General features: G+C 47.3%; 9 protein-coding genes. 3 read left to right on the top strand and 6 right to left on the bottom strand.

Annotation, left to right across the window (positions count from 1 at the left end; all coding sequences use genetic code 11):
* Window positions 1-692: 692 nt before the first annotated feature.
* Window positions 693-1,814, top strand: coding sequence for a replication initiation protein (locus tag DWV53_RS02000; RefSeq protein ID WP_118151315.1), 1,122 nt, complete (start codon window positions 693-695; stop codon window positions 1,812-1,814).
* A 14-nt stretch (window positions 1,815-1,828) separates the two neighbouring features.
* Complete coding sequence (locus tag DWV53_RS01995; RefSeq protein WP_118151313.1) at window positions 1,829-2,053, top strand: DUF4248 domain-containing protein; 225 nt, start codon at window positions 1,829-1,831, stop codon at window positions 2,051-2,053.
* 104 nt (window positions 2,054-2,157) lie between these two features.
* Here the strand turns inward: DWV53_RS01995 and DWV53_RS01990 are convergent, their stop codons facing one another.
* The 4 genes from DWV53_RS01990 to dut are packed head-to-tail and all read right to left on the bottom strand — an operon-like array spanning window position 2,158 to window position 7,272.
* On the bottom strand, window positions 2,158-3,939 hold the full coding sequence (locus DWV53_RS01990; RefSeq protein ID WP_118151311.1) for a murein hydrolase activator EnvC family protein: 1,782 nt from the start codon (window positions 3,937-3,939) through the stop codon (window positions 2,158-2,160).
* A gap of 50 nt (window positions 3,940-3,989) precedes the next feature.
* Window positions 3,990-4,904, bottom strand: coding sequence for a DUF4292 domain-containing protein (locus DWV53_RS01985; RefSeq protein WP_254977033.1), 915 nt, complete (start codon window positions 4,902-4,904; stop codon window positions 3,990-3,992).
* 37 nt (window positions 4,905-4,941) lie between these two features.
* Window positions 4,942-6,792 (bottom strand): tetratricopeptide repeat protein, encoded by a 1,851-nt coding sequence (locus tag DWV53_RS01980; protein ID WP_118151307.1) that lies wholly within the window; start codon window positions 6,790-6,792, stop codon window positions 4,942-4,944.
* A 42-nt stretch (window positions 6,793-6,834) separates the two neighbouring features.
* Window positions 6,835-7,272, bottom strand: a complete 438-nt coding sequence (dut, locus tag DWV53_RS01975) for a dUTP diphosphatase (RefSeq protein WP_118151305.1) — start codon at window positions 7,270-7,272, stop codon at window positions 6,835-6,837.
* Between the two features lie 168 nt (window positions 7,273-7,440).
* On the opposite strand from dut, the gene DWV53_RS01970 reads away from it, so the two are divergent.
* The gene (locus DWV53_RS01970; protein WP_118151303.1) at window positions 7,441-8,778 is read left to right on the top strand and encodes a deoxyguanosinetriphosphate triphosphohydrolase; all 1,338 of its coding nucleotides are present in this window, start codon (window positions 7,441-7,443) and stop codon (window positions 8,776-8,778) included.
* Between the two features lie 776 nt (window positions 8,779-9,554).
* Here the strand turns inward: DWV53_RS01970 and DWV53_RS01965 are convergent.
* A complete protein-coding gene (locus DWV53_RS01965) occupies window positions 9,555-10,550 on the bottom strand; it encodes a GNAT family N-acetyltransferase (protein WP_118151301.1) in 996 nt (331 codons plus the stop codon).
* 77 nt (window positions 10,551-10,627) lie between these two features.
* On the bottom strand, window positions 10,628-11,455 hold the full coding sequence (locus tag DWV53_RS01960) for a glycerol acyltransferase (RefSeq protein WP_118151299.1): 828 nt from the start codon (window positions 11,453-11,455) through the stop codon (window positions 10,628-10,630).
* Window positions 11,456-11,628: the final 173 nt, after the last annotated feature.

The following is an 11,628-nucleotide window of genomic DNA, read 5'->3' as shown; positions in this document are numbered from 1 at the left end:
CCTCATTTGAGTGCTCAATAACTACCAGGGCGAATTAACCTTTTTTGATGACTACCAGAGCCAATAATAGGTACCATCAGGGCGAATAATATGCCTTCAGAGATGCCCGAATGACTACCAGGGCGAATCCTAAAAATAGAAGATATTGAATATCAGATAGTTAGGAGCTATTTTTTCTTCCCTACACTATACCAAGTATATTATATATATACATTTACATCTTTTACACTATACGTAATACGGGAGGAAAAAGATTTTTTTTCAACAAATCAGCTATTAAAATGCATTTTTTCTCTTCAAAAATTTGCATAAGTCTGAAATAAATATTATTTTTGCATCATGAAAGCGCGGAGAATGCGATTCTCCTCCCGATGAAGGACACCGGGAATTGCTTTCGGTTAAGGATTAGAACATAGCTCATTGAGTAGGAATCGGCCCCAAAAGATGAGTGACCAAATAGTAATCCTTACAAGGCATTCTATGCCTGATAAATTTGATGAAAATTTATCGGCATGGATGCGAAGTAAGGTTATTTGGTAATAAGAAGAAATGGCCGATTTACAATCCTTTATGGATGTAACATTTCAACTTATCATGTCATCCTTACTCCAATTCCATGCCGGTTTTCAATAAACTATAACCAAGACTTGCCCCAATCGGTAGGCCTCTAACGATTTTAACAGTAAACGGAAATGGAACAAGTTAATCAACAGCCTCCGGGCGGGCAGCAGGCCTTCCCTCAGACAAATCAACAAGAGAAACAACTGATGACTATCCTTGGCGTACAGGGATTGTCTTACCAGAACTATTCTGTGGTAGAACTCAAAATCGTTCTACAGATTATCAAGCATGCCCAGAAAGCCATCTTGGGCTATGTTATCCCTTATCACGTAACTCCCCAGACCTTTAGTAATTTCACGGTAGAACAGAGAGTTGCAGGCCACACGGATGTCACCATGAAACTGTCTGAGTTTTCTTATGGAGCTCCCCATTATGCGCAATTGCGCGATGCCATCCAGCGTATAGAATCCAAGCCCATCCAGCTGCCGTTCAAGCAGGGCGACCAGACATACTACCGGAAATTTGCATGCCTGTTTAAGAGTGAGATATACCAAGACCGGCACAAGAACTGGTTGGTAAAATTCCGCTTCGACAACAACGTGATGCGGTTTTTCTACAATTACGACAAGGGAGTCAGCCGTATCGACCTCAATGCCATCAACCAATGCCGCAGCGCATCGAGCATCAAGTTGTATCTCATCATGAACTGCTGGGCGGTAAAGGGATTCACCATCAGCAAAACGGCGCATATCCAGCAACTGATGCATGGCAGGGAAGATTATTACAAGACCTGGTCGGCACTGGACAGCAAATGTCTGACTTTCGCCTGCAAAGACCTCAAACGCCTTTACCGGAACCGCATCATCGACCAGTATATTACCTATAAGCCTTTCTTTCTGGAGGAGGGTGAAAAAGAGAAGCATCACCTGCCCGAACACATCACCTTTACCCTGCACGACCGTCGCACTTCAGGCGAAACTGCAGAGGGTGGAGAAGTGAGCAGCGAACTGAGAGGGCAGCGGAGCAAACTGAAACTCCGGCTGCAATGCAATTATGATGTGAGCGAGAAGAAGGCTGAGCAGTTGAGCGGCTATCTCAGGTTAGATATGATTGGCGACCTGGAAGACTTCTTCCTGCGAAAGGATTATTACATAGCCAACTGCAGGCGTTCGAACAAGAAGATGAACACGGGTGGCTATATGACCACAGCCATGGTAGGTTTCTTTAAGGATCATGGTGTAGAAGGATTGTAAAAAATATAAAGCTTATGAATTATCCCCAACGTATGTACAGCAAGACCGAACTCGGTCTGCTCTACTTTCCCGACACAACCGACGGGGCAACAGCGCGCCGTCATATCATGGTATGGATTAAGCGTTGTGTGCCCCTCTGGACCGAGCTGCAACGTTTAGGCTACCAGGAGCGTAGCCAGTATTTCCCTCCCCGCCAGGTATCCACCATCTTCGAATACCTGGGCGAGCCAGGGGCATAAAGAAAAAAGGAGGGTGTGTCATAAGTCTATGGCGCACCCTCTTCATTTCTATCATTTACAGCAACCAGGCAGTAAAAACACTACCGGCTGCAACTATTCATACATTATCTGCTCAGCCAAGCCTCCGGATTGAGTTTGGCAGTCTCCTTGCGAAGCTGGAACTGGAGGATGTTATCAGAGCCAACACTACCCAAAGCCTGACGGGTACTTACCTTCTGACCCTTATGAACGCTGACCGATTTCAGATTACAGTAAACAGAGATGTAGGCACCATGACGGACCAGCACGTTCCACATGCCACCATAACCGAAGACGGCACTCACCTCACCATCGTAGATGCTGCGAGCCACACAACCCGGCTTGCCCTGGATATTGATACCCTTATTGTCGAGCGTTACACCCTTCAAACCTTCTACATGATACTGACCGAAATGACTCACCACACGGTAACTGCCGCTGATAGGCATCGGCAATCGGCCACGGTTAGCCTCGAATCCACCGCTCAGCATGCGGTCTACCGAACTCAAGGTAGAAGCCTCCTGTGCCTCCTTCCTGGCAGCGGCAATCTCACGGGTACTGCGTTCCGCATCCATCTTCGCCTTCAACTCGGCAGCCCGTCTTTCAGCCTCCGCCTTTCTTGCAGCCTGTTCGGCAGCAGCCTCACGGGCAGCCTGTTCTGCGGCGGCACGCTTGGCAGCCTCGGCAGCAGCACGCGCCCTAGCCTGCGCTTTTGCCTTCGCCTTAGCCTCAGCCTGGGCAGCAGCCTCCTCCTGAGCCTTTCTTGCAGCCTCGGCAGCCAGTCTTGCTTCTTCGGCAGCCTTTCTGCGGGCAGCTTCGGCAGCAGCCTCACGCGCCTTGGCTTCGGCTATACGACGGGCATTCTCTCTGGCAGCAGCCTCGGCAGCAGCTTTCTTGCGAGCCAGTTCCTCGGCACGCTTCTTGGCGGCAGCAGCGGCAGCAGCCTTTCGCTTAGCCTCGGCAGCAGCACGGGCTCTCGCCTTGGCAACTTCCCGAGCAATCAGACGGTCAATCTGTGCGTTGATTGCCGCATCTTTCTGACGCTGGTCGGCAATCACAGCCTGAATGGTCTTCTGCTGTTTCTGCAGTCCCTGCACCATTTCCTGCTGCTGGGTCTGCTTACCTTCCAATGCCGTCTTCTCCTGCTTACCCTTATATAATAAGGTGTTCTTATGTCCCTTTACATGCTGCAACTGCTGGTGCTTCTCGTTCACCTGCTTCTGCTTAGCCTTTACAGCCTCGCCCTGCACCTTCTGATAGGAAGAATACTGGCGGATGAAGGAAAGGCGGCGATACATCTGTGTCAGATTCTTGGCACTGAAGATGAACATCAGCTTGTCCTGAACCGTATGATGACGGCTCATATAGCGCATGGAACGGATATACTTGTTCTTACGGTCCTGCAACTGTTGCTGAAGCGTTTTCAACTGTGCCTGCAGAATGCCGATATTGCCGTCAATATGATGGATATCCTTCTGGATACCGTCAATCTTCTTCTGACGCTGGTCTATTTCTCCGTTCAGCGCCATCAGGTCTTCAAGACGTTTCTTCACATCCGCCTTATTTCTCTGCAAAGCCTGCTCCTGTTCTCTGATCTTCTTCCGGATAGAAGCGCGCTGTCCCTGCAAACCTCGGATAGAGGCATTACTATAGGTTGCCGCCTTGCGTTCTGCTCTGGTTGACGCAGCTGATTTGGATGTTTTTCTGGACACATGCCTTCTGCTGTTCTTCTTTCTGGCAGGAGTAGCAGCCTTCTTTTTCGCAGTTACGGCAGTCTTCCTCACCGGCTTCTTCTGGGCAGTATGGTTCTGCGCAAAAGGTGCGAGAGAGAAGGTGATTGCCATGATGAATAATAAGATTCGCTTCATTTCTTATATTAAAAACCCATGTTCTATAATTTCAAACTCTTGATGAGTATTTACATACTCAATATCTTGCTGAGCACATCAGTTGGAGAAATCTGCTTGTATTTGCCCGAAATCTCGGTCTGAGTGCTCCATTTGCTGTCGGTCTTCACCTGATTCAATTCCAGATTGATCTTAGCCTCCTGCTTTTTCCTGGTAGCAGTAGTAGTCATCGACAGATTCAGGGAGGCAGGGAACATCTTGACGCCTACACTCTTGAAGTTGCCGTAGTCGACGTGGAGATTGGAGGTGCCGTTCTGCGCACTCTTATAGACAACATCTGCTGCTGTGATACGGCCGGTAGTGCGGTTGGCTGTCCAGGCATAGGTCATATTGCCGTTCCTGTAACTTACCGGCACAGCATCTCCTGCCACATCCAGTCTGGCATCAAACTTCTTCAGGTCTGATTCCTTCACAGTTCTTTCGCCCGGCAGGAGCAGCTGGTTCCAGAAGAGAGCCTGCAGAGAATAGAAGGAGATGCCCTGCTTCTTGAGGAAGTCTACCTGGGTATAATCTGCCTTGATATATTCCTTGTGCAGACGGTCGATGATAAGTACATGGTCGGGAGTAAACTCCAGACGGCCCACCTCTGTACCCAAGATAGGAATAAAGAGCTGGATGCGGATGATTTCATCCTTACGCATGCTCAGTTTGCCCGGCACAGTAATGTCCTTATCACCAGCCTGGAGAGTAAACGACATGTTGCCTACAATATTCTTGGTATACACCTGATTGTCTGAAACCTTCTGTACGAAAGCCAACTTCTTGAGCGTCTCACTCTGACGAGAGTCAGAACCCTTGGTGGCATTCTCTTTCTGATGACTGGCTGATGATGAGCCAGAGCCCTGTACATTCTTGCTGGTTCCGCAAGAACCGAGGAGCAGGATGCTGCAGGCTGCGGCAAGCAGCATCATCTTATTCTTCTTCATTATATATTTCATCTTTCTTGATTTTTCTACTTTCCGTTTATTTCTTCTTACCTTTTCTAACTGACTTTTTCGTAGCGGCAGGTTTCTGCTTTGGCGCATTACGCTTCTTCAGTTCTTCTTCGGTAATATATTGTCTGTTCTTAATCTTCCATGCCAGCACCTCAGTCTGGTTCTCGCCGGTATAGGCTTTCTTCCAGAAATCTACGGATTCATCGGCCATACCATTCATATAATAGATATCGCCGGCATGTTCCAGAACCGTACTGTTATCTGCGGTGGAATCGCGGTTTTTGAGTGCCTGATCTATATAGGTCTTGGCATCAGCATAGCGTTCTTCCATAAAGAGAATCCAGGCATAGGTATCCAGATAAGTACCGTTGTTCGGCTCTGCCTTGATGGTCTTGTAGCTCATCGCCTCAGCCTTATGCAGGTCAACGCCCTTCTCGCTCAGATAGTAGGCATAGTTGTTCAGCGCCATCACGTTGTCATCTTTCCATTGCAGGCAGGAGTCGTAAGCCGCAAAGGCTTCCTGCTCTTCACCTTTCTTATGAAGGATATCGCCGGTTACGGCATAGAGGTCAGAAACCAGGTCAGCCGGCGACTGTGCATTCACCTGCGCCAATCCGAGACGGAACTCACGGAGCGCCTCTTCTTCCTTATCTTTCTGATAATACGCCATTCCACCGAAGTAATAGAACACCATTTCTTCGGGATTATACTCCTGAGCCGCCTTACATTGCTGGGAAACCAGGTCATATTTCTTCTCGTTCCAGAGCATCTGTACGAGTTGCATTCTGGCATTCACGTTATCCGGAGCTATGGTAAGCACCTTTTCGAAGGCACGGCAAACAGAGTCGGCCGGCATCTTCTTCAAACTCATATAAGCAGCTCTCATCTCTGCCACTTCGGCTGACGGATGAGCCACGTTGAGCGCCTTGTCAAACAGCGCAATCACCTTGGTAGAATCGCCCCCTTCGCTCTCGTTCTTCTGAATGAAAGAGCGGTACATCATCACCTTGGTTTCCAGATCCGATTTCGGACTCATCAATATTTTATCGAGCATCTGCTCGGCAAGCTGCTCCTGATGGGTGGCATTATAATAGTCGTAAAGCGACATCTGGGCATAGGAATTGTCAGGCTCTTCCTTCAGCACATCGGTAAAGCACTTGTAAGCTTCCTTCTGGCGGTCGTGCTGTACGAGCCAGTTGCCCAGCATTGTCTTGTACTGCATATCCAGCGGATGCTGGTCTACCAGCGACTTCAGTTCCTGATAGGCAGCCTTCTTGTCGTTCATCAGTTCATAAACTCTCATTTTAGAGAGGGTGAACTGTTCGCTTTCACCTTCTTCCACCTCAAGACGCGAAATGGTTTTGAGTACTGATTTATAATCCTTATTCTGGGAATAAAGCTGAACCAGGATGCGGAGGGCATCGGTATTACCGTGGTTTTTGGCATACAAATCCTCATAGGCATTGATGGCAAGATCGTATTTCTGGCTACCTATATAATATCTGCCCAACTGCTCTGCATAGGTCTGGTTTTCCGGATTCAGTTCTATTGCCTTCTGCATATAGGCAAGTGCCAGGGAATCCTGCTTGAGCTGAGAATAGAAAAGCGACTCATAGAAATAGGTTTCAGCCGCCTTCGGGTCAATCTTCCGGGCATGCTCAAAGAGGTCGAAAGCTGCCGAATAATTGCCGGCAGCCTGCTGGCGCGCTCCCTCCAGGAAGAAATAGTTGTAGCGCTGGCGGTCGTTTGGAGAGAGATGATCCTCCTGAACCGCCGGCTTCTGAACCGGCTGCACCTTCTTCTTACGGGCAAACGACGGCATGGCTACCGAACCCAGCAAGACCAGCCCCATTGCCCAACTGATATTTCTAAGATTCATCTTCACGATTCTAATCCTTTCTATTCTATCTTTAATAATCTGTTATTTTACACCCGTATGACCGTATCCGCCGGCTCCACGTTCGGTTTCATCGAGCTCATTAACCTCGATGAAATCGCATTGTTCGTGCTTGGCCAGCACCATCTGGGCTATACGTTCGCCATCGTTGATAACGAAATCCTCTGTAGAGAAATTGATGAGCAGAACCATGATTTCACCGCGATAATCGGCATCGATGGTTCCCGGCGTATTCAGTACAGTAATGCCATGCTTCAAAGCCAGACCGCTGCGAGGACGGATCTGCGCTTCATAACCTGCAGGCAAAGCCATATAAAGACCGGTTGGCACCAGTCGCCGCTCCATAGGATGAAGCACGATTGTCTCATCGATGTTTGCACGCAAATCCATGCCGGCACTCTGAGGTGTGGCAAACGCAGGTAGAGGCTGATGCCCCTTGTTGATAATCTGTACTTTTATCATGACTTTTTCTTTTTTATCTGTGTCTGAGTTTAATAATCTGCAAAAATAAGCAATTTTGATGGAATAAATGAATTTTTGAGGATAAAAACATGTAATTTATCATATTTTATTTTGATTTGTGCTTACTTTAGTGTATTTTTGCGCTACAGAATCAAGTAATACAATAATATGGAATGGAAACAACTGATATCCAACAAGCGTTTCGGACAGGAGCATAAGCATGCCGAGCGCCATGATGATCGCTCTGAATTCAAGCGCGATTACGACCGTCTTATCTTTTCATCGGCATTCCGCCGCCTGCAGAACAAGACGCAGGTTTTCCCTTTGCCGGGCAGCATCTTCGTTCACAACCGCCTCACCCACAGTCTGGAGGTGGCGAGTGTGGGCATGTCGATAGGTAACGACATTTCCCGACGTGTCATCCAGAAGCGGTCTGAACTGAAGGATACGCTCGTTGAGGAGATAGGTACCATAGTAAGTGCAGCCTGTCTGGCACATGATTTGGGCAATCCGCCTTTCGGTCATTCCGGCGAGAAAGCCATCCAGACTTTCTTCTCAGAAGGACCGGGTCAGAAAATAAAATCAATGGTTTCATCGGAGTTTTGGGATGATATTACGCATTTCGAAGGCAACGCAAATGCCTTCAGAATCCTGACCCACCGGTTCAAGGGGCGCCGTCAGGGAGGCTTCGTGATGACCTATTCCATGCTTGCTTCCATCGTAAAATACCCGTTTGCAAGCAGTCTTGCCGGCAACCACGGCAAATTCGGTTTCTTTGCTTCCGAAGCGGAGTCTTACAGGAAAATTGCCGATGAATTGGGCATTTTTTGCAAATCTGCACCGGGTGAGCCTCTCAAATACGCCCGCCATCCACTTGTATATATGGTAGAAGCTGCCGACGATATCTGCTACGAAATCATGGACATTGAAGACTCCCATAAGCTCAAGATTCTTTCCTTTGCCGAGACGGAGCACTTGCTGCTGAGTTTCTTCGATGAAGATATCCAGCAGAAGATACGCCAGCGCATCATCGACGAAGAAATGACTGACGAAAACAAGAAAGTGGTTTACATGAGAGCCAGCGTCATCGGCAAACTGGAGAACGAATGTGTGGCAGCCTTCCTGGCGCACGAGGAAGAAATCCTTGCCGGAACTTTCGAGGGCAGTCTCATCGACCACATTTCCGAGCGCCAGAAAAAGGCATACAAGGAATGTGAGAAGATCTCCTACTCTAAGATTTACCAAAGCAAGCCGGTACTCGACATAGAACTTTCGGGTTATAAAATCATGGCAACTCTGATGGAGGTTTTCATAGAGGCAGCCGTCAACCCATCGCGTTTCTACTCCAAGCAGCTCTTGCGCCGGGTAAGCAGCCAGTATGATATAGAGAACGAGAATCTGGAGGAGCGCATCATGGCGGTAATTGATTATATCAGCGGCATGACCGACATCTATGCGCTCGACATCTATCAGAAGATCAACGGAATCAGTCTGCCTATTGTATAAGAGAAGCGCCCTCTTTTTAGCTTACTGAACTTTCGCAAGTCCGCTAGGCGGTAGGGAGATACACAGGTTACGGTTTCATGGCATGAAATATTTTGTTTCATACCACGAAACTGTTTGGTTCAAGCGGAGAAACACTTTGTTTCATCCTGTGAAACAAACCGAAACGTCTCAATCCAACTTCCGCCCCATCGGCAAGAAGTTTTGGTTTACTCGTAAACAAATCCAGTTACTTCTGCATAATGATTAGCAGAAAAACGTGATAGATAACCCCAAATCGTGAGGGATAGCGTGATGGATTTCGTAAACATTTCGTCAATCTATCACGCTTAACAAAAGAGATAACAACCTCATTATCAAACAATTAAAGTTTCAAAAAAGGGGAAACGTGAGGGATGTGAGGGATAAAACAGATCTTAAACTAAAAAATAGCACGGACAATTTGATTTGTCCGTGTTATTTTTTTCTTCTTATTTTAAAAACACCCCGTATAACGGCATGTTGGTGATATATCTTTACACTTTTAGACACATGAAAATGCCAGAACAATACACTTTTCGACACATGAAACCATGCTATCGTTACACTTTCTGACACATAAAACCAAAATTCCGCTGCCTTTTCCGAGGTTCATTAAGACTATTTAACCCAAGTTATTTTGCCCCACACGCCCTGAAAGGGCGTGTGGGGACATGATGGTGTTCTGAAGCCTTGGGCGTGTGGGGACATGATGGTATTCTGATGCCTGGGGCGTGTGAAGCTTACATGCGAAACTTGAATTAAATACCTTTTTCCTTATAAATCAAATTATTGGCTCCGCTCGTAATCTTCAGAGCCTCAGGATGTTCCTTGATAAAACTGTTGATGTGGCGAACTCGCTTCTCTTCGAGAATCTCATCGATGGCGATGAGGATACCGGTCTCCTCCACATCACCAAAACCATAGTTGATGGCGGTACCGAAAAGCTTCATCGTAGGACTCAGACTCATGTAGGCATTAACAAGAGGAGGAATATTATAACCCAACTTGCGAACTTCACGGTTCAGGATGCGATAGTCTGCCTTGAAGTCATCTTCTGTAAAGATGGCAGCCAAATCACTCTCTGGAGTATCCAATTTCAGCGGTTTCATCGGGAGTACGAGGTTCTCCTTGTCATCGAAATGCTTCTTGAGGAAATAGAGAATCATGTCGCGGCCACGACGGATGTAAGACGGATACATCGTCATCTTGCCGAAGAAATATTTTACTTCCGGATAGAGAACCGTCAAAGCGCCCAAACCATCCCAGAGATTGTCGAGAGCAAAGATGCTCTTGGTGTTGGTACGCACATTCTGATATTCGAGCGAAACGAAGGAACGGCCCAACTCTACGGTATAAGGCATATACTCCTTGAGGAACTTGTCGGAGAAATGGAACATGTGGCTGGTTGCCAGCTTAGGCTGTCCCTTCTCATCGAGCTGCCAGTCCCTACCCAGGAGATAACGGTAACCGCCGATAATCTCATCGGCTTCAGGATTCCAGACTATCAGCTGCTTGTAACAGTTGTCACCAAAGTCGAACTCATCAAGATCCATAGATTTGCCCGTTCCGCCTCCCGCTTCGCGGAAAGCGATTTCACGAAGTCGACCAATCTCTTTCAGCACATTAGGCGAATCATTTGCCGTAACGATGTAAATCTCGTTATGGCTCTTATTGGTCATTCTCAGTTGCTTGTCGGGTGTAAGCTCGCTCTTCAGGAGCTCACGGTCAATCGGTTGGATGATTTCTTCTTCCATATTACTCTTCTTCTATGCTATGATTCTACGATTTCGTTAATATAAAATAAAACAATGTTCCCGGGTTTTGCAAACCATTAAAGTTCATAAACCCTGTCTTCAACATACTGCGCCCACTCGGTAGCCGACTTGCTCTTATCAAAAGTCTGCCAAGGAATCGGTTTGCCGATGGAGATGCGGAAATGCTTGCCCACATTCCTGTACATCTCGTCAACCAGAAACAGCATGGCGAGATTGAACGGCAGATACTTGTCGCTAAATCGGGCGATGCGGTAGAAACGTTCAGAGTTGCGCCCTCCGAAATGGATAGGCACCACATCGCGCTGATATTCTATACTCTTAGAGATAAACGTCTTCTTCCAAGGCAGGTCGTGGATGGTTCCATCCTTGCGCTTGCGGCTGTTCAAGCCTGCCGGAAACATCAGCATGTGGTTGTCACTCTTGAAGCCCGCCTCCACCATCCGTGGGAAATCGCGACTCTGGCGACCCGTCTTGTTGATGCCGATACTTACAGGTTTCAAACCCGGCAAGTTGAGCAGAAGATCATTCACCAGATAGCGGAACTTGCCATCATAGTGCTTGCCGATGATGGAACCGAGACATACACCGTCCTGTCCGCCCAGAGGATGATTGGAAACAAAGGTATAGAGTTTGCCGTCGTTCTTGTTAGGCAGGTTTTCCAAGCCTACGATTTCAACATCCATCTTCAGATAGCGCACACATTCGGTGAGCCATTCAGTACCCGAAAGGCCACGGCTCTCCCACAAGAACCTGTTCACCTCGTCCTCGTGAATAATCTTCTTGAGCCAGGAAACCAGGAAGCGCGGTACGAATTTCACCTTGCTTCCCATCTTGCTCTTAAGAATCTTATCTATGTCTATCGTTTTCTCTATTGATTCACTCATGTTTGCTAAAACTTATATAAGTTAGTGCAAAAGTAACTCAACTTTTTCAAATACGTGCCATTTTTTCCAAAAAAATAGCAAAAAAGCGAAAATTTATTAGTTTTTTTAAACTATCACGACAAATCGAGCCCATTTTGTACGTATTTTTGCAAAAACATCACACTTGATGAGAC

The organism is Segatella copri (genome assembly GCF_003465495.1).
Taxonomy (GTDB): domain Bacteria; phylum Bacteroidota; class Bacteroidia; order Bacteroidales; family Bacteroidaceae; genus Prevotella; species Prevotella copri_G.
Note: the sequence above shows the minus strand (reverse complement) of the source record. Positions and strands in the feature narration are given on the sequence as shown.

Coding starts and splice junctions, on each gene's coding strand:
- DWV53_RS01990 (WP_118151311.1), bottom strand. CDS start 3,939: ATGAAGCGAATCTTATTATTCATCATGGCAATCACCTTCTCTCTCGCA.
- DWV53_RS01970 (WP_118151303.1), top strand. CDS start 7,441: ATGGAATGGAAACAACTGATATCCAACAAGCGTTTCGGACAGGAGCAT.
- DWV53_RS02000 (WP_118151315.1), top strand. CDS start 693: ATGGAACAAGTTAATCAACAGCCTCCGGGCGGGCAGCAGGCCTTCCCT.
- DWV53_RS01995 (WP_118151313.1), top strand. CDS start 1,829: ATGAATTATCCCCAACGTATGTACAGCAAGACCGAACTCGGTCTGCTC.
- DWV53_RS01980 (WP_118151307.1), bottom strand. CDS start 6,792: ATGAATCTTAGAAATATCAGTTGGGCAATGGGGCTGGTCTTGCTGGGT.
- DWV53_RS01985 (WP_254977033.1), bottom strand. CDS start 4,904: ATGAAGAAGAATAAGATGATGCTGCTTGCCGCAGCCTGCAGCATCCTG.
- DWV53_RS01960 (WP_118151299.1), bottom strand. CDS start 11,455: ATGAGTGAATCAATAGAGAAAACGATAGACATAGATAAGATTCTTAAG.
- DWV53_RS01965 (WP_118151301.1), bottom strand. CDS start 10,550: ATGGAAGAAGAAATCATCCAACCGATTGACCGTGAGCTCCTGAAGAGC.
- dut (WP_118151305.1), bottom strand. CDS start 7,272: ATGATAAAAGTACAGATTATCAACAAGGGGCATCAGCCTCTACCTGCG.